The sequence below is a fragment of the Achromobacter veterisilvae genome, assembly GCF_900496975.1.
Taxonomy (GTDB): Bacteria; Pseudomonadota; Gammaproteobacteria; order Burkholderiales; family Burkholderiaceae_B; genus Achromobacter; species Achromobacter veterisilvae.
In genome coordinates this window covers 1-18007 of sequence record NZ_UFQC01000004.1, presented here as the reverse complement: position 1 = coordinate 18007, position 18007 = coordinate 1, and the positions used below count along the sequence as shown (strand labels likewise).

Genomic DNA, 18007 nt, shown 5'->3' with positions numbered 1-18007 from the left:
CCTGGTGTTTTTCTGTCGGTCGGTCCGCCTGGACGTCAACTGGGATCCAGCTTGCCCGGCGGGGTATTCGGATGCGCGATGCACGACTGGTTGAACGCCTGCACCATTTTCAGGATGGGGCCCAGCACCCAGGTGTTGAAGATCAGGATGTCGCTTTCTTCCTTGGGATCCTGTTTCAGGTTGAACAGGTACGGGGATTCCAGCTTGCCCTTGCCCTCATTGACTTCCGGCTCCCAGTAGAAGTGCAGTTTCCAGTCGCGCCATTTGACCGCGCGAAGCTCGTTCTTGATGTAGAACAGGAAGCCTTCCCGCAGCGACGCCGGGCTGGCGCCGGTGAAGAAGTCGGTCTGGTCGATGCCGTCGATGGGCCGGTCCTGCGGGATGGGAGCGCCGCCGATCCGCGACAGCGTGGCGTACAGATCGGTGACGTGGACGATTTCGTTGGAGACCAGTCCCGGCTTCACCTTGCCGGGCCACCGGATGATGAAAGGCACGCGCAGGCTGCCTTCCATGGCGGTGTGGTAGGTGCCGCTCCAGGGGCCGGCGGTGCCGCGGTAGGGTTTGCGGAATTCCGGGCCGTTGTCGCTGCAGAAGATGAAGACGGTGTCGTCGCGCAGGTTCAGTTCGTCCACGGCCTGGGCGATCTGCCCGACGCGGTGGTCCATTTCCACCATGGAATCCGCGAAGTCGCCGGCGCCCGTGCGTCCCGCGAAGTCGGGGTGCGGCAGGGTGGGGAAGTGCAGGTGGACCAGCGGCAGGTACAGGAAGAACGGGCGGCTCGTCTCGGCGTGTCTGCGCATGAACCCGATGGAGCGGTCGACCAGCTCGGCGTCGATGCCGCGGCGGGTGTCCAGGTCGTAGACCTTGACGTTCTCCGAAGGCTCGCCTGCCCGGCCCTGCATGATGTGGGGGATGTCGGCGACGGACGGATCGAAGCCGATCGAGGACGTGAACTGGCTTTCGTCGGTGGTGCGCGGAATGCCGTACCACTCGTCGAAGCCGCGGTCGGACGGGTAGCGGCCCGGGATGTCGCCCAGGTGCCATTTGCCATAGTGCGCCGTGGCGTAGCCCTGGGCCGACAACTGCTGCGCCAGGGTGATCTCGTCGCGCGCCAGCCCCTGCGGCAGCCCCGGCGGGACGGATTGCAGGCAGCCGGTGCGGATCGGGTGGCGGCCGCTCATCAGCGCCGAGCGCGTGGGCACGCAGTCGCTTTCGACGTTGAAATTCTGCAGCAGCAGGCCTTCGGCGGCCAGCCGGTCGATGTGGGGCGTGGGGGCGCCGCGCAAGGCGCCGCCGCCGTAGCAGCCCAGTTCTCCCCATCCCAGGTTGTCGGCCACGATCAGTACGATGTTGGGCTTCTTGTCCATGCGCTGCGCCTTCCGTTTGTCTTCGGGTATAGGCCAGGAATTCTAGGGGGAGGTTTGCGGCGTTATATTCCTGAAAGTATGGATAAGCATAAATATTGTTCATGAATCTTTCGCTGCGGGACATCGAGTATTTCCTGGCCGCCGTCGAGCACGGCAACCTGGGCCGGGCCGCGGCTGCATGCGATGTCAGCCAGCCCGCGCTGTCCAAGTCCTTGCAGCGCCTGGAGGCGGACACGGGCCTGGCGCTGCTGGACCGCAGCGGACGCGGCCTGCGGCTGACGTCGGCCGGGCTGGTGTTTCTGGAGCATGCCAGGAAGCTCTGGGCGGAATACCGCGACGCGGTCAGGCACGCCATGGAATTGCGGGTCGGGGAGGCGGGGCTGCTGCGCGTAGGGGCGACGGGAGCGACGGTGGACAGCTTCGTGATGCCGGCGCTGCGGCTGCTCCTGCCGCGCCGGCCCGCCCTGCGCATCCAGTTGACGCAAGGGCTGTCGGACGACCTGAACGAACGGGTCGCCAGCGGCGGGCTGGACCTGGCGGTGGCGCCCGTCTATGCCGACGTGCCCGCGGCGCTGCGGCAGGAGCCCATAATCGAAGACCGGCTATGCGTGGCCGCGAGCCGAAAGCACCCGCTTGCCGCGCGCAGGAAACTGTCGCTGCACGATCTACAGGGCCAGCGCTGGATACTGCCTGCGTCCACCTCCGTCGCCCGCAAGGCGTTGGACGCTCGCTATGCCGAGGCCGGCCTGGGCCTGCCGGCGGCCGCGCTGGAGGTCGAGCATTTCTCGAAGGGGACGCTCGAACTCCTGGCTCGATCCGAACTGCTGGCCGTCGCGCCGCAGAGCGCCCTGGCCGCGGACCGGAACATCGCGGTGCTGCCGGTCGTCCTGGGCAGGCCCTTGCAGCGCCACATTGCGCTGATTTCGCGCCACGCCACCACCTGGTCGCCCCTGATGACGGAGTTCCGCGCCGCCATCCTGGACAGCGCGGGGCTGGCCTCCGGTCACCCGGCTTGAGGAAAGCCGCCGTAGGGCGCCCATCCCGATCCTGCGATGACGCCGCCATCGCAGGGGATGGTGGCGCCGGTGACGACGGCGGACGCGGGGGACAGCAGGAAGAAGACGACTTCCGCGATCTCTTCGGGCCGCATCAGGCGGCCCAGCGGCGTGGCGCGCAGGATGGGCGTCATGTCGCGTTCGCCCTGCCGCTCCTTGGGCCTGAGGAACGGCGTGTCGGTCCAGCCGGGCGCGATCGCGTTCACGCGCACGCCCTGGCGCGCCCACTGCACGGCGAGCGCCTCGGTCAGGTTCACCACGGCGGCCTTGGCCGGACCGTAGGCCAGGACCGGGCCGGGGCGGAACGACAGCACCGATGCCACGTTGACGACGGCGCCGCGGCCGCGCGCGGCCATGGCCGAGCCGAAGACGCGGCAGGCCGTGTAGGTGCCTTTCAGGTGTGAATCCACCACCCGCGCCCATTCCTGCACCGGATAGTCTTCGATCGGGGTGGGCACCTGCGCGATGCCGGCGCAGTTCACCAGCCCCGTGATCGGCGGCAGGCGGGCGGCCAGCGCTTCGTTCGCGGCCCGCAGGCCGGCCTCGTCGAGCACGTCGCCGGGAGCGGCCGCGGCGCGCGGCCCCAATTCCCGCGCCAGCGCGGCGGCGGCGTCATGGTCGAGGTCCAGGATGGCGGCGTGGCCGCCCGCCTGGACCACGCGCCGGCACACGGCCGCTCCGATGCCGCTGGCGCCGCCGGTGACCACCACCGACAGCGCGCCTTCCGTTGCTTCCTGGTTCATCTAGCGTCCCCAGCGCGCCTTCAGGCGCTGTTCAAAAGTGCGCAGCGCCACGTCGATGCAGATGCCGACGATGCCGATGGCGATCATGCCGGCCATGACGATGTTGGTGGCGATGTTGAGCTGGCCCTGCACCATCATGTAGCCGATGCCGTTGCCCACCACGATCAGTTCCGCGCCCACCAGCGATTGCCAGCCGATTCCGGCGCTGACCCGCAGGCCCGCGAGGATGGACGGCAGCGAGGCCGGCAGCAGCACTTCGGCCACGATGCGCGGGCCGCTGGCGCCCAGGGTGCGGGATGCCTCGAGCAGGCGCGTGTCCACGAACTTGGCGCCGCGGTAGGCGCTGATCAGGCAGGGGGGAAAGGCGCCGGCGAAGATGATCAGGGTCGGACCGCCGATGCCGGTCCCGAACCACAGGCCGGCGAACGGCACCCAGGCGATGGGCGCCACGAAGCGCAGCGCGTCGAAGAACGGGCTGACGATGTCGTCCAGCCAGCGGTACCAGCCCATCAGCAGGCCCAGCGGAATGCCGATGGCGGCCGCCAGCAGGAAGCCGCAGGCGAAGCGGTAGAGGCTGGCGCCCAGGTGTGTCCACAGCGTAGCGCCGGAATAGGGCTCGCCGCTGAACTGCACGATGGTCCGCAGCACGGCCAGCGGCCCGGGCAGGTAGTTGGGCGGGAAGAGGCCGCCCACGCTCAGCAGGTGCCAGGCCAGGAAGAAGCCCGCCAGGCCCAGGCAGGACAGGCCGAAATTGAGGGCGGGCGCGTCTCCCGCCGTGCGCGTCAGGGTAGCCATGGCAGTGCCCTTTTTTCGATCCATTCCAGTCCGCGCGTCATCACCGCGCCCAGCAGGCCCACCCAGATCATGGCGTACAGGATCATGCCCGGCCGGATGTCCAGCGCGGCGGTGTCCAGCACTTTGCCCAGGCCGATGAAGGCGCCGATGAGTTCGGCCGCCACCAGGGTCATCCAGGCGGTCTGCAGCGACAGGCGCAGGCCGGTGAAGATCATCGGCAGCGAGCCCGGCGCCAGCACTTCGCGCAGCATGCGCGCCGGGCCGCCCGCGCCGTGCACGCGCGCCGCTTCGATCAGCGTGGGATCGATGTTGCGCACGCCGGCGTAGGTATTGATGACGGCCGGGGTGAATGAGGACACCCAGATCAGGAAGATCTTCGCGGAGTCGCCCAGCCCCAGCCAGAGAATGGCCAGCGGAATCCAGGCCAGCGGCGGAATCGGGCGCAGCAAGGAGAAGACCGGCCCGATCAGGGCGTCGAAGCGCTTGCTGAAGCCCATCAGCAGGCCGAGCGGGACGCCGGTGGAAATGGCGACCAGAAAGCCCAGGAACACCAGGCGCAGGCTGTGGCCGATATGCTGGAACAGCGTGCCTCCGGCATAGCCGGAGTCCCGCGACAGTTGGACGGCGGCCTGCCAGGTGGTGGCGGGCGTGGGAAAGCGCGCGCCGTTGACCAGGCCCAGGGCCGAGACGGCCCACCAGGCGGCGAAGGCGATCGCCACGGCGGCGACCCCGACGGTGACGCGCCGGCGCGAGGCGCGCGGGCGGCGCGCCGGCAAGGTTGCGATGTGTTCACTCATGGCGTGGCCTCACGGGAGCGCGGCGCCGCGCTCCAGGTGCGCGACGTCTTCGAGCAGCAGCAGCATGGCGGTGCAGTCCTGTTCCTGCCTGCCCCAGGATTTGGCCAGCGCGAACATCTCGCGGGCATAGCCGCCGAGCCCCAGGGGGGCGCCCACGGAAGCCGCCAGGTTCATCGCCAGATTGATGTCCTTGTAGCCCATGCGCATGGGGAAGTCGGGACTGATGTCGCCGGCCAGGACCTTGCCGGGAAAGTTGGTCAAGAGTTGGCCGCGCCCCGCCGTGGTGTTGGACAGCACCTTGACCACGGTGGCGCGGTCCAGGCCGAGCTTCGCGGCGAACATCAGCGCCTCGCCAGTCAGCACCATGCCGACCATGGACATGTAGTTGTTGACGAGCTTGAGCCGGATGCCGGAGCCGAAACCGCCCACGTGCACGATCTCGTCGGCCATGGCCGCGAAGATCGGGGCCGCCTGGTCGAAGTCCGCCTGGGCGCCGCCCGCCATGATCAGGGCCTTGCCCTGCGCGGCTTCGCGCGGGGTGCGCCCGACGGGGGCGTCGATGCAGCGCAGGCCCCGCGCGGCGAGGTCTGCCGCGATGCGGTCGGTTTCGACGGCGTCGCCCGTGCTCATTTCGATGACCAGGGCGCCTGGGTTGAGTCCCGCGGCCGCGCCGTCCGGGCCGAACAGCGCCTCGCGCACGTGGGAGGAGGTGGGCAGCATGGTGATGGCCACGTCGCAGCCCAGCGCCGCGTCGCGAGGCGTGGCGGCGCGCCGGAAGCCGGTGTCGGCCAGGCGGTCCATGGCGGCGGGAACGACGTCGTAGCCTGCGACTGCATACCCGCGCGCGGCCAGGTTGCGCAGCATCGCGCTTCCCATGACGCCCAGGCCCAGGAATGCGATGCGGGGTGTTTCGGTGTTTTCCATGGGGCTCTCTTCCGGTGGACTTAACTGTTGTGGCGCGCGCCGGTGCTGCTCTGGGGCGGCGCGGTGGTATCGCGGACGATCAGTTCGAGTTCGATGCAGACGTTTTCCGGCGGCGTGTCGGCGTCGGCCGCCAGCAGGATGTTCGCGGCGCGCTGGCCCAGCTCGAAGGCCGGCACGTTCAGGGTGGTGATGCCGGGCCGGCAGTGCGCGGCCATTTCGATGTTGTCGAAACCGGTGATGGAGATCTGCTCGGGCACGCGCAGGTTCTGCCACAGGCATTCCTGCAGGGCGCCGTAGGCCAGGATGTCGTTGCCGCACATCACGGCGGTGGGCGGCTCGGGCAGGCGCAGCAGCGCGGCCATGGCGCGGCGGGCCTCCGGCACGGTGTAGGGTTTTTCGATGACGTATTGCGGCGGCAGGTCGATGCCGCGGCGCTGCAGCGCGCGGGCGAAGCCGGCGACCCGGTCCGCGGCGCGGTCGTTGTCCTTGGAAATGCCGGCGATCACGCCCAGGCGGCGGTGGCCGATGTCCAGCAGATAGCCCGCGATGCGCTGCGCGGCGGCGGCATTGTCCCAGCCGACCATCGGCCAGGGTTCGGAGGCGTCGTAGTGGCAGGTAGTGACGAAGGGGATGCCCTTGGACCGCAGCAGCTCGTATAGCTCGGGATCGCGGCTGCGGCCCACCAGCATCATGGCGTCGACGCCGCGCTCGATCAGCGCGCGCACTTCGCCCGCTTCGCGGGCCGGGCTGTAGTTGGTGCTGGCCAGCAGCAGTTGGTAGCCGTGTTCGTGGATGGTCTGCTGCATGCCGTCGACCAGCTTGGCGAACAGCGCGCTGTCCACGGTGGGGATGATGGCGCCCATGGTGCGGGTCTTGCGCGAGGCCAGCGAACGGGCCGCGCCGTGCGGGACGTAGCCGGCCTCGGCGAGCAGGGCCATGGCGCGCGCGCGCAGGTCGGGGCGCACCTTTTCCGGATGGTTCAGCACGCGGGACAGGGTGGCCGAGGAAATGCCTCCGCTGGCGGCAATCGATTTCAGCGTGTCGCCCGAGATCGGCTGGGTTTTTCGCTTCATGTTTGAAAGCGCTTTCAGAATTTTGATGTTGTGAATATACAGTTATTGGAACGCTACGGTCTATCTCTAGGGTTTTCTCGGGGTTGAATGCGATTTCCACGCGCTTATTCTCTGTATGCGCTTTCAAGAATGAGCTCGGACACAGACCCGAGCCTGCCATCCGGGGAATGACGCGGCAGCTCGCGCATGCACACCGGAATCCGCCAAACTGGAGACAAAGCATGTCGAAAATCCCCCGTCGCATCCTGAGCCTGTGCCTGGCGCCGCTGGGCGCGCTGCTGGTCAATCCCCCCGCGTCGGCCCAGGCGCCCACGCCCATCAAGGTCAGCTACCAGATCGCCTATTGGGCGCTGCCCATCTACATCGCCACGGAAAAGAACTGGTGGGCCGAAGCGGGCCTGAAGCCCGAGTTCGTGGTCTATCCGGCGGGCGCGCAGCAGATCGCGGGCGCCGCGTCGAAGTCCTGGGACGTGGGCGGCACCGGGTCCCCGCCTGCGGTGCTGGGCGCGCAACGCTACGGCATCGTCACGCTGGGCATCACCAACGACGAATCGACCGCCAACGGCGTGATGGCGCGCAAGGAAAACGCCGCGGCCGTGCGCAGCAACGCGGCCAAGGAAGTGAAGGGCAAGCAGATCCTGCTCAGCCCGAATTCCACGGGCGAATACGCCACCATGGCCTGCCTGAAGAAATGGGGCATGCAGCGCAGCGACGTCAGCGTGGTGACGCTGGCGCCGGCGCAACTGGTCTCCGCCTTCATCGGCGGCAACGGGATGCTGGCCGGCACCTGGGCGCCCAATTTCTACACCCTGAACGAACAGAGCGGGGCGGAAGTGGTGTGCAGCGGCAAGGACGCGGGCGTGATGATTCCCGGCGCGCTGGTGGCGCGCGGCGAATTCGCCAAGCAGAACCCGGAGGCCGTGGCCAAATTCCTGGCCGTGTACCTGCGGGCGGTGAGCTTCGAGAAGAGCAACAAGGCCGAGGCCATGGGCTACCTGCGCAAGCTGTTCGACGCCAACGGCATCAAGCTGAACGACGGCTACCTGGAACAGGAACTGGCGCGGCCGATCTTCACGCTGGAGGAACAGCTCAAGCTGATGTCGCGCACGGGCGGCAAGTCGTCCCTGGACCAGGCCTATGAATCGCTGTCCGCCTACCTGAAGGGCGTGGGCACGCTGACCGAGGTGCCGGATCCGGCAACCTACATCACCGACGACTACATGAAGCGCGTCGACCAGGCCCCGGCGCTCAAGGCTTTCGCCAACAACGCCAACTGAGTCCCGTCCCCTCTCTTATCCGAGGCCGAAACGATGGCAGTGAACAAGCTCAAATCCGCGGCGAAGCAACCCCAGGGCAACGAGGCCGCCGCGCGCGAGGTCGCCGCGGAAATGCTGGCGAACATCAAGTCCGGCGGCGAGGCCGCGGTGCGCGACTACGCCAGGCGGCTGGACAAATGGGAGGGGGACATCCTGGTGTCCGCCGCCGAGATCGAACGGCGCACCGCGTCCATTCCGGCGGGCATCAAGCGCGACATCGAGTTCGCGGCCGGCCAGGTGCGCAAGTTCGCGCAGGCGCAGATGGCATCGGTGCGCGAGTTCCAGATCGAACTGTCGCCGGGGCTGGTGGCCGGGCAGCGGCTGATTCCGGTCAATGTGGCGGGTTGCTACGTGCCCACCGGGCGCTATGCGCACATCGCGTCGGCCTACATGAGCATCGCCACCGCCAAGGCGGCCGGCGTGCCCACGGTCATCGCCTGCTCCACGCCCTATCGCGGCGAGGGCATCCATCCGCAGGTGCTGTACGCGATGAAGGTGGCGGGCGTGGACGCCGTCATGACCCTGGGCGGCGTGCAGGCCATTGCCGCCATGGCCTATGGCCTGTTCACCGGCAAGCCGGCCGACATCATCGTCGGTCCCGGCAACAAGTTCGTGGCCGAAGCCAAGCGCATGTTGTTCGGCAGCGTCGGCATCGACGTCTTCGCCGGCCCGTCGGAGGTCTGCATCATCGCCGACGGCTCGGCGGACCCGGCCATCGTCGCGTCGGACCTGGTGGGCCAGGCGGAACATGGCCACGAGTCCCCCGCCTGGCTGATCGCGACCGACCGGGAACTGGCCGAAGCGGTGCTGCGCCGGGTGCCCGAACTGATCGAGGCGCTGCCGCCCACGGCGCGCGACGCAGCCTCCGCGGCCTGGCGCGACTATGGCGAGGTGGTGCTCTGCGATACGCGGGAAGAGGCGGCCCAGGTGTCCGACGGCTACGCCAGCGAACACCTGGAAGTCCATTGCGGCGATCTGGACTGGTGGTTCGGGCGGCTGAGCTGCTACGGCTCGCTGTTCCTGGGCGAGGAAACCACGGTGGCGTTCGGGGACAAGGCCAGCGGCACCAATCACATCCTGCCCACCAAGGGCGCCGCGCGCTATTCGGGCGGCCTGTCCGTGCACAAGTTCATCAAGACCGTGACCTGGCAGCGCATGACGCGGCAGGCCAGCCGCGACACCGCGCAGGTGACCGCGCGGATCTCGCGCCTGGAGGGCATGGAGGCGCACGCGCGCACGGCGGACGACCGCCTGGCCAAGTATTTTCCGCAAGAATCCTTCGAACTGGGCGAGCCCGTGCGCGAGTGAGGACCACATGCAGAACCAAATGTCCCGTCTGTTCGGACTGGAAGGCCGCGTCGCGCTGGTGAGCGGCGGCAGCTCGGGGATCGGCAAGGCCATTGGCCTGGCGCTGGCGCGCGCCGGCGCCCGCGTGGTGCTGGTGGCGCGGCGCGAGCCTGAACTGGCCGGCGCCGTGGCCGAATTCGCGGCGGAAGGGCTGGCGGCGCGGGCGCTGCCCTGCGATCTGGCGGACCGCGAGGCGCTGCGAGGTTTCGCGCAGCGGGCCGCCGAGCCGTTCGGCGCGCCCGGCATCCTGGTCAACGCGTCGGGCATCAACGTGCGCAAGCCATTCGAGGACACCGGCGACGACGACTGGGACCGTTCGCTGGCCATCAACCTGACGGCGCCGTTCCTGCTTACCCGCGCGCTGGCGCCGGCCATGCGGGAGCGAGGCTGGGGGCGGATCATCAACATCACCTCGCTGCAATGCGTGCGCGCCTTTCCCGACAGCGCGCCCTACGGCGCCTCCAAGGGCGGGCTGATGCAGTTGACCCGCGCCATCGCCGAGTACTGGTCCCGCCACGGGGTCACCTGCAACGCGATCGCGCCGGGCTTCTTCGAAACGCCGCTGACGGCCGCGGTCATGAGCGATCCGTCGCGCGTGCAGGCGCTGGCCGGGAGCACCATGATCGGCCGCAACGGCCGGCTGGACGATCTGCACGGCGCCGCCGTGTTCCTGGCGAGCGAGGCGTCGGCCTACATCACTGGCCAGACGCTGTTCGTCGACGGCGGCTTTTCGGCCCGCTGACCGGACATTCCCAGGGAGCCCCGCCATGAAAGCCCTCGTCTACACCGCGCCTCGGCAGATCCTGTTCCAGGACGAGCCCGAACCCGCCCCGGCGGTTGGCGATGCGCTGCTGCGCATCGAGGCCGTGGGCATCTGCGGGTCGGACATGCACGCCTACCACGGGCACGATCCGCGCCGCAATCCGCCCCTGATCCTCGGCCATGAATTCGCGGGCGTGCTGGTCGGTGGCCCCCGCGCGGGCGAACGGGTCACCGCCAATCCGCTGATCCCCTGCGGCGAATGCGGCTTCTGCGTGCAGGGCCGCAACAACCTGTGCCGCAACCGCGGCATGGTGGGCATGACGCGTCCGGGCGCGTTCGCCGAACTGATGACCATTCCCGAGCGCTGCCTGGTCGCGATTCCGCAGGACATGCCGGCCCGCGCGGCGGCGCTGACCGAGCCGGCGGCCACCGCCCTGCACGGCGTGATGCTGGCGCAGCGGGCGCTGTTCCGGCCGCTGGCCGAAGCCCGGGCGCTGGTCATCGGCGGTGGCGCGATCGGGCTGCTGTCGGCGCTGCTGCTGCGCAGCCAAGGCTGCCGTGTCAGCCTGGCCGAGACCAACCCGCTGCGGCGCGCGTCCGCGCAACGGCATGCGGGCTGCGCCGCCTTCGATCCCCGCGAGACCCAGCCGGCGCCCGGCGGCTTCGAACTGGTGATCGACGCGGTCGGCGGGAAGGCCACGCGCCCGGCCGCGCTGGCCGCGGTCCAGCCGGGTGGCGTCATGCTGCACATCGGCCTGCAGGACTGGGCCAGCGAGATCGACATGCGCCGCCTGACGCTTGACGAGATCACCCTGATCGGGGCGTACACCTACACGACGGCCGACATGCGCGCTGCCGTGGACGCGCTGCACCGGGGCGTGTTCGGCGACCTGGCGTGGGTCGAGGAGCGCCCGCTCGCGGCGGGCGCCCAGGCCTTCTCCGACCTGGACGGCGGGCGCTCGGCGTCGGCCAAGATCGTGCTGAGGACGCATTGAAATGGCTCTGCTTCCCCTTTCCCGAAGCGCCGTTCCCGGCGCCCCGGCCTTGCTCGACCGGACCGCGGCCATGACCGCCATCCCCCCGGCCGCCGCCGCGCCCGCGCCGTCCCGGCGCCGGCGCCTCTCGCTGCGCTGGCTGGTCAGCGGCGCCTCCGTGGCCGCGCTCCTGCTGGCCTGGTACCTGGCCACGGGGCCGCTGGAACTGCTGAGCGCGATGCAGTTGCCGTCGCCCGCCGACGCCTACGACGCCCTGCTGGAGATCGCCGGCGCGGGCTACGCCGACGGCACGCTGTGGCAGCACATCGTGGCGAGCACAGGGCTGGTGCTCTACGGCTTCGCGGCGGCGGCGCTGACCGGCGTGCCGCTGGGCATCCTGATGGGGCGGAGCCGGCTGGTCGAGGCCTACGTCAATCCCGTCTTCCAGATCGTCCGGCCGATCGCGCCGATCGCCTGGATCCCGTTGACGATCCTGTGGTTCGGGCTGGGCACGAGCGCGAAGGTTTTCGTGATCTGGCTGGCCGCGTTCGCGCCGACCGTGATCAACACCCATACCGGCGTGCGCAACATCGACGACACGCTGCTCCAGGCGGCGCGCGTCAACGGGGCGGCCGGCCGCCTGATGCTGCTGGACGTGGTCGTGCCCGGGGCGCTGCCTTCGATCTTCACCGGCCTGCGCACTTCGCTGCAGGCCTGCTGGATGGTGCTGGTGGCGGCCGAACTGGTCGGTTCATTCGTCGGGCTGGGCCATGTGCTGATCATCGCCACGCGCGATCTGAACTCCGGAATGATCCTGGTGGCCATGGCCGCGGTGGCGGCGATGGGCATGCTGATGTCCGCGCTGCTGGCGCAGGTCGAACGCAAGGTGATGCCATGGAAAGCCTGAGCACGGCCGGCCGGGGCGGCCGGCGCGCCATTCTGTCGCGTCGCGCGCTGGAACGCTGGGCGATGCCGGCGCTGGGTATCGCGACGCTCTTCGGCGGCTGGGCGCTGCTTTCCGGGCTGGGCCTGGTGTCCCCCGCCTTCCTGCCCGGCCCGCTGACGGTGCTGCGCAGCATGGCGGAGCACACCCGCGAACCCTACGCCGGGTCGGTCCTGCAGATGCATCTGCTGGCCAGCCTGGAGAAGTTCCTGATCAGCTTCTCCATCGCGGTCCTGCTGGGCGTGCCGCTGGGCCTGTTCATGGGCCGCTTTCGGGCGCTGGACTGGGCGGTGGCGCCGGTGTTCGAAGCGTTCCGCTTCATTCCCCCCATCGCCTGGGTGCCATTCGCGATCTTCTGGTTCGGCACGGGTTTCCTGTCGCCCACGCTGGTGATCTTCGCCGGGGCCTTCGCGCCCTGCGTGCTCAACGCCTACCGCGGCGCCAGGCAGATCGACCGCGCGCTGATTGAGGCGGGCCAGATGCTGGGCGCCGGCCGGTGGGCCACGCTGACCGAGATCCTGTTGCCGGCGTCCCTGGCGCACATCGTCGCCGGCATCCGGGTCGGGGCGGGGTTCGGCTGGCAGTCGCTGATCGGCGCGGAGTTGATCGTCGGCTCCACCGGCCTGGGCTACATGATCGTGCAGGGCGGCAGCAACCTGGAGCCCGCCATCGTGATCAGCGGAATGATCACCATCGGGCTGATCGGGGCGGGCATCGACTGGGGCATGCGCGCCTTGCAGCGGCGGGTCCAGCGCGACTGGTCCCGCTGAGGGGCGCGGCGTCCCGAGGCCATTGACAGAGGAGGGCGAACGGAAGGGCAGTGCAGTGGCGGCAATCCATCTTGGAGAGAGACAATGAAACACTACAAAGGCCTCAAGGCCTTGGCAGCGCTCGCCATCGGGTGCTGGCTGGCGGCGCCGGGGGCGGCGGCGGCCCAGGCCGCGCCGGCGGGCGAGGAACTGTTCAACATCCGCATCGGGCAGCAGCCGCAGCGGTGGGCGCTGGAGTGGTACATCGCCAGCGAGAAAGGCTGGTGGAAAGAGGTGGGCCTGAATCCGGTGATCTCGACTTTCGCCTCCGGCGCGGTCGAGATCGCGGCAGGCGCCTCGGGTTCGTGGGACGTGGGCGGCGCGGGCAATATCCCGTCGCTGCTGGGCGCGTCCAAGTACGGCCTGCAGACCATCGGCATCGCCGACGGCGAGGCGGCGATCATCACGGTGATGGCCACCAAGGACCGGGCGGACGAATACCTCAAGAACCCCGCGCTGCTCAAGGGCAAGACCATTCCTGTCACGAGCAATTCCACGGGCCAGTGGGGCGCCGCCGAATGCCTTTCGAAGAAGTTCGGGCTGAAGGCGGACGACTACCGCTTCGTGAACCTGTCGCCGCCCGACATCAACGCGGCGGTGATGAGCGGCAAGTACGACGTCTCGTCCGTGTGGGCGCCCAACACCTACATCCTGGAAGAAGCCATCGGCGCCAAAGTGATCTGCACGGGGGCGGAGCTGAACATGCCCATCCACAGCTATCTGTTCACCACGCCGCAGTTCGCCAAGCAGCATCCCGACAAGGTCGCGCGGTTCCTGGCGGTCTACCTGCGCGCGGTGGCATGGCAGCGCGCGCATCCCGAAGAGGCCCGCGCCTACCTGAAAGCCTTCTTCGGCAGCGTCGGCGTGAAGTTCCCGGACAAATACCTGGCGCAAGAACTGCGCGACCGGCCGGCGTTCGATCTGGCCGAACAGGTGAAGCTGTTCGGTCCCAATGCCGCCGGCAGTTCGGACATCGTCGACTGGTGGAACAGCGTGGGGGAATTCATGGTGTCGGTGGGCGTCATCAAGAAGATCCCCGATTCCAAGGCCATGGTCACGGGCAAGTATCTCAAGATGATCCAGGACGATCCTAAGCTCAGGGCATTCGTCGCCGACGTTTCAAAGTAGACAAAGGAACGCAAGCATGAGTCAGATCACTTTCGAACGGGTGCAGCGCGCCTTCAGCCGGGGCGGAGAGCGCTTCCTGGCGCTGGACGACGTCAGCTTCGAGGTCGGCGAAAGGGAGTTCGTCTCCATCGTCGGGCCGTCCGGCTGCGGCAAGACCACCTTGATGAGAATGGCGGCGGGCCTGGAGTTCCCGTCGTCGGGCAGCGTGCGCGTGGGCGGGAAGGAGGTGGAGCAGCCCGGCCCCGACCGCGCCGTGGTGTTCCAGCAGTTCGCGCTTTTCCCATGGAAGACCGTGACGGAGAACATCGGTTTCGGCCTGAAGTGCAAGGGCGCTTCGCGCGAGGCGCGGGCGGAAACGGTGGCGCGCTACATCGACCTGATGGGCCTGGCGGGCTATGAACAGGCGTATCCCCACCAGCTCTCCGGCGGCATGCAGCAGCGCGTGGCCATCGCGCGCAGCTATGCGCTGGATCCCGACGTGCTGTTGATGGACGAGCCCTTCGGCGCGCTGGACGCCCAGACCCGCGTGGTCATGCAGGAAGAGCTGGTCAAGTTGTCCCGGCTCAATCCGCGCACGGTGCTGTTCATCACGCACAGCGTGGAGGAAGCCGTGTACCTGTCGGACCGGGTCGTGGTGCTGACGGGCCGGCCCGGGCAGATCAAGGAAATCATCAACGTGGCCGACGTGCGCAAGCGCGAGGAGTGGGACAGCATGGAACGGATCGAGGACGTAATGGACATGGAGGCGTTCGTGCACCTGCGCACGCATATCTGGAAGCTGCTCCGCGCGCAGGAAACGGAGCCCCTGGACGCCGCCCTGGCCGCGGCGCATTGAAGGAACGCGACGATGAAGCATATCGATGATGGCGCCGCGCCGGCGTCCTCGGCGGGCACCGCCGGCAAGCGCCCGGCGTCCGGCACGCCCCCCCGATCTGGAGACGATGCGATGACCTCCCGGCTTGCCGCCCTGAAGACCAAGACTCCGTGGTGGCGGCTCAACGTCTCCGCGGCCGACGCGCGGGCCATCGAGCCCCGGGAAATGACCGTGATGCTGGAGCAGTTGATACTGATCCGGCGCTTCGAGGAAAAGCTCCTGAAGCTGAGCGTGGCCGGCATTCTGCATGGTCCGGCGCATTCCAGCATCGGGCAGGACGGCGCTGCGGTGGGCGCCATGTCGGTGCTGGGATCCGCGGACAAGATCAACGGCACGCACCGGATGCACCATCAGTTCCTGGCCAAGGCGCTGAACCATGCCACGCCGGCGGACTATGCGCCGCTGGCCTCGGCCACGCTGGACGCGCATCGCGAGGTCGTGCATCGGACCTACGCCGAGATCCTGGGCCTCACGCCCGGCTACTGCGGCGGACGGGGCGGCTCCATGCACTTGCGCTATCCCGAGGCGGGCATCTACGGTTCGAACGCCATCGTGGGCGGCAACCCGTCGCACGCCGTGGGCTACGCGTTCGCGGACAAGCTGCGCGGCCACGACCACGTGTCCGTGGCGTTCTTCGGCGACGGCGCCATGCAGAGCGGCGCGGCGTACGAGGCCATGAACCTGGCGGCGCTCTACGGCACCCCCACGATCTTCTTCGTGGAGAACAACCTGTACGCGGTATCCACGCACGTCTCGGAACAGACCCGCGAAACCCGGCTGTCCGCCCGCGGCCTGTCGCTGGGCGTGCCGGCCATCGAATTCGACGGCATGGACGTCGTGGCCGCGCGCCTGGCCATGCAGGAGGCGCGCGCCATCGTCCGCCGCGACGGCGGGCCCGTGCTGCTGGAGGCGCAGACCTACCGCTACCTGCACCAGTCCGGCGCCTTGAAGGGCAGCGCTTTCCGCTATCGCGACAAAGAGGAGGAAGAAGCCTGGCAGGCGCGCGATCCCATCCTGGCGTTCCCCGCGCAGTTGAAGGCGCTGGGCGTGATCGACGACGCCGGCATCGCGGCGCTGGAGCGCCGGGCGGACGAGTTGATCGACGGCGCGCTGGAGCGGCTGCTTGAGCACTACGGGGACGAGAAGTCCCAGCGCATCCGTCCCGAACTGTGGCCGGATCCCGCGAGCGTGGACACCGGCATCCGGGGCGACCTCGGAGAACTGGCGGGCCAGCGCGCCGTGGAACTCGAAGACCAGGCGCCCGCCGGCCTGGTGGACGCCAAGTTCCAGGACGTGATCGCGCGCGCGATGCTGCTGAACATGCAGCGCGACGACGGCATCTTCATCCTGGGCGAGGACGTGCATCGCCTGAAGGGCGGCACGGCCGGCGCCACCAAGGATATCGGCGACCATTTCCCGGAGCGGCTCATCGGCACGCCGATCTGCGAAAACGGCTTCACCGGCCTGGCGCTGGGCGCGGCCCTGAACGGCATGCGCCCGGTCGTGGAAATCATGTATCCGGATTTCGCGCTCGTCGCGGCGGACCAGTTGTTCAACCAGATCGCCAAGGTGCGCCACATGTTCGGCGGAAAGTTCGCCGTGCCCGTGCTCGTGCGCAGCCGGGTCACGGCCGGCACCGGCTACGGCTCGCAGCACTCGATGGACGCCAGCGGCCTGTTCGCGCAGTACCCCGGCTGGCGCATCCTGGCGCCGTCGCGCCCCTACGACTACATCGGGCTGCTCAATGCCGCGCTGCGCTGCGACGATCCCGTCCTGATCGTGGAATACAACGATCTCTTCAAGAAGGTGGACAAGGTGCCGGCGGGCGACTGGGACTACATCGTTCCCATCGGGCGCGCGCGCGTGGCCAGGGAAGGCGCGCGCTGCACCATCCTGACCTACGGCGTCATGGTCGAGACGTGCTGCCAGGCCGCGGAACGGACCGGCATAGACGCGCAGGTGATCGACCTGCGCACCCTGGATCCGCTGGGCATCGACTGGGAAACCATAGAGGCGGGCGTCAGGCGCACGCAGGCGCTGATGATCGTCGAGCAGACCACCCGCGGCACCTCGATCGGATCCCGGCTTGCCAGCGACGCGCAGTCCAGGCTGTTCGATTGGCTGGACCACGAGATCGTCCACGTCACGGGTTCCAACTCGTCGCCGGTCGTCTCCAAGGTGCTGGAGCGGGCCGCGCTGGCGGACGCTCAGGCCGTGGAGACCGCGCTCCGGTCCCTGGATGCCCGCCGCGGCGGGTCCCGTTGATGCAGGCGCCCGCGCCTGGGAGACAGAACAAATGCTGAAAGACAGACTGCTTGCCGCGCACCACACGGCCGTGTGCGTCAACGATTTCGAGCGCGCCCGGAATTTCTACACGGATTTCCTCGGCTTCGAGCTGGAGGGGGAAATGGACCACCGGTCGGAGCCCGCGCTGGGCGAGGTGGTGGGGCTGCCGGGGGCGACCATCCGCTGGGCGATGCTGCGGCATGGCGCGCATCGGGTCGAACTGTTCAAGTACTACACGCCGGACGGCGACAAGCGGCCGCGCCGGCAATGCGATTTCGGCTACAGCCACATGGCGTTCGAGGTCGAGGACGTGGACGCCGTGTACGAACAGGCCACCCGCGCCGGCTATGAAAGCGTGTCGTCGCCGCGCGTCATGCGGCAGGGGCGCACCAAGGTGTTCTACCTGATGGAGCCCGAGGGCGCCATCACGGAGTTCATCCAGTTCATGAAGGAAAAAGCATGACGAGAACGCTAGACATGGTCGTCCCGCCGACCGGCGAGGCGCTGGACGCGGCCCGTCTGGTCGCCTGGATCGTGGCGCCGGGGCAGGCGTTCAAGGCGGGCGAGGTGCTGGTCGAGATCGAGACGGACAAGTCCATCATCGAGGTGCCGGCGCATGAAGACGGGATCATGGTCGAGCACGTCGTGGCCGTCGACGGCATCGTGAATGCGGATACCGTCATCGCCCGGGTCCGCGTGGAAGGCGAAGCGCCGCCCGCCGAGGCTCCGGCTGCCGCCCCTCCCGCTGTGTCCGAGCCCGCCGAGGCCGCCGCCAAGGCGCCTGCGGCGCGGCCGCCGCAAGCGGCGCCGCAGG

At 68.8% G+C, this 18007-nt stretch carries 18 protein-coding genes; 12 read left to right on the top strand and 6 right to left on the bottom strand.

The genetic code is table 11. From position 1 onward, the window contains the following. Positions 1 to 35: 35 nt before the first annotated feature. Positions 36 to 1367 carry an arylsulfatase gene (locus AVE30378_RS04370; protein ID WP_129239554.1) on the bottom strand — a complete coding sequence of 444 codons (1332 nt, stop codon included), beginning with the start codon at positions 1365 to 1367 and terminating at the stop codon, positions 36 to 38. 101 nt (positions 1368 to 1468) lie between these two features. Here AVE30378_RS04370 and AVE30378_RS04365 point away from each other — a divergent pair, with 101 nt between their 5' ends. Further along, complete coding sequence (locus AVE30378_RS04365; RefSeq protein WP_129239553.1) at positions 1469 to 2383, top strand: LysR family transcriptional regulator; 915 nt, start codon at positions 1469 to 1471, stop codon at positions 2381 to 2383. On the opposite strand, the gene AVE30378_RS04360 is transcribed toward AVE30378_RS04365, so the two are convergent. The 5 genes from AVE30378_RS04360 to AVE30378_RS04340 are packed head-to-tail and all read right to left on the bottom strand — an operon-like array spanning position 2371 to position 6754. Continuing rightward, complete coding sequence (locus AVE30378_RS04360; RefSeq protein ID WP_129239552.1) at positions 2371 to 3165, bottom strand: SDR family NAD(P)-dependent oxidoreductase; 795 nt, start codon at positions 3163 to 3165, stop codon at positions 2371 to 2373. The genes AVE30378_RS04365 and AVE30378_RS04360 overlap by 13 nt on opposite strands. After that, positions 3166 to 3960 carry an ABC transporter permease gene (locus tag AVE30378_RS04355; RefSeq protein ID WP_129239551.1) on the bottom strand — a complete coding sequence of 265 codons (795 nt, stop codon included), beginning with the start codon at positions 3958 to 3960 and terminating at the stop codon, positions 3166 to 3168. It abuts the gene before it with no gap. Continuing rightward, on the bottom strand, positions 3948 to 4757 hold the full coding sequence (locus AVE30378_RS04350) for an ABC transporter permease (protein WP_129239550.1): 810 nt from the start codon (positions 4755 to 4757) through the stop codon (positions 3948 to 3950). The genes AVE30378_RS04355 and AVE30378_RS04350 overlap by 13 nt, the downstream gene beginning before the upstream one ends. A 9-nt stretch (positions 4758 to 4766) precedes the next feature. Beyond that, positions 4767 to 5780, bottom strand: a complete 1014-nt coding sequence (locus tag AVE30378_RS04345; protein WP_279636179.1) for an NAD(P)-dependent oxidoreductase — start codon at positions 5778 to 5780, stop codon at positions 4767 to 4769. Then, the gene (locus AVE30378_RS04340; RefSeq protein WP_129239548.1) at positions 5702 to 6754 is read right to left on the bottom strand and encodes a LacI family DNA-binding transcriptional regulator; all 1053 of its coding nucleotides are present in this window, start codon (positions 6752 to 6754) and stop codon (positions 5702 to 5704) included. The genes AVE30378_RS04345 and AVE30378_RS04340 overlap by 79 nt, the downstream gene beginning before the upstream one ends. Positions 6755 to 6975: 221 nt before the next feature. Here AVE30378_RS04340 and AVE30378_RS04335 point away from each other — a divergent pair, with 221 nt between their 5' ends. From AVE30378_RS04335 to AVE30378_RS04285, 11 genes are all read left to right on the top strand, one after another. Beyond that, positions 6976 to 8031, top strand: a complete 1056-nt coding sequence (locus AVE30378_RS04335) for an ABC transporter substrate-binding protein (protein ID WP_129239547.1) — start codon at positions 6976 to 6978, stop codon at positions 8029 to 8031. Positions 8032 to 8064: 33 nt separating this feature from the next. Next, the gene (hpsN, locus tag AVE30378_RS04330) at positions 8065 to 9378 is read left to right on the top strand and encodes a sulfopropanediol 3-dehydrogenase (RefSeq protein WP_129239546.1); all 1314 of its coding nucleotides are present in this window, start codon (positions 8065 to 8067) and stop codon (positions 9376 to 9378) included. A 19-nt stretch (positions 9379 to 9397) separates the two neighbouring features. Then, entirely contained in the window at positions 9398 to 10159 is a 762-nt protein-coding gene (locus AVE30378_RS04325; RefSeq protein ID WP_244234965.1) for an SDR family NAD(P)-dependent oxidoreductase, read from the top strand. A gap of 25 nt (positions 10160 to 10184) precedes the next feature. Beyond that, the gene (locus AVE30378_RS04320) at positions 10185 to 11174 is read left to right on the top strand and encodes an alcohol dehydrogenase catalytic domain-containing protein (RefSeq protein ID WP_129239544.1); all 990 of its coding nucleotides are present in this window, start codon (positions 10185 to 10187) and stop codon (positions 11172 to 11174) included. Between the two features lie 70 nt (positions 11175 to 11244). After that, entirely contained in the window at positions 11245 to 12060 is an 816-nt protein-coding gene (locus tag AVE30378_RS04315; protein ID WP_129239543.1) for an ABC transporter permease, read from the top strand. Beyond that, complete coding sequence (locus tag AVE30378_RS04310) at positions 12048 to 12866, top strand: ABC transporter permease (RefSeq protein WP_129239542.1); 819 nt, start codon at positions 12048 to 12050, stop codon at positions 12864 to 12866. Before AVE30378_RS04315 ends, AVE30378_RS04310 begins: the two co-directional genes overlap by 13 nt. Positions 12867 to 12950: 84 nt before the next feature. Beyond that, a complete protein-coding gene (locus tag AVE30378_RS04305; RefSeq protein WP_129239541.1) occupies positions 12951 to 14033 on the top strand; it encodes an ABC transporter substrate-binding protein in 1083 nt (360 codons plus the stop codon). A 16-nt stretch (positions 14034 to 14049) separates the two neighbouring features. Then, entirely contained in the window at positions 14050 to 14868 is an 819-nt protein-coding gene (locus AVE30378_RS04300; protein WP_129239540.1) for an ABC transporter ATP-binding protein, read from the top strand. A gap of 12 nt (positions 14869 to 14880) precedes the next feature. Next, positions 14881 to 17172 carry an alpha-ketoacid dehydrogenase subunit alpha/beta gene (locus AVE30378_RS04295; RefSeq protein ID WP_244234964.1) on the top strand — a complete coding sequence of 764 codons (2292 nt, stop codon included), beginning with the start codon at positions 14881 to 14883 and terminating at the stop codon, positions 17170 to 17172. Between the two features lie 31 nt (positions 17173 to 17203). After that, entirely contained in the window at positions 17204 to 17656 is a 453-nt protein-coding gene (locus tag AVE30378_RS04290) for a VOC family protein (RefSeq protein ID WP_129239539.1), read from the top strand. Beyond that, positions 17653 to 18007 (top strand): lipoyl domain-containing protein (locus tag AVE30378_RS04285; RefSeq protein WP_208742344.1); only part of this gene is annotated, 355 nt, incomplete at its 3' end. The genes AVE30378_RS04290 and AVE30378_RS04285, both read left to right, overlap by 4 nt.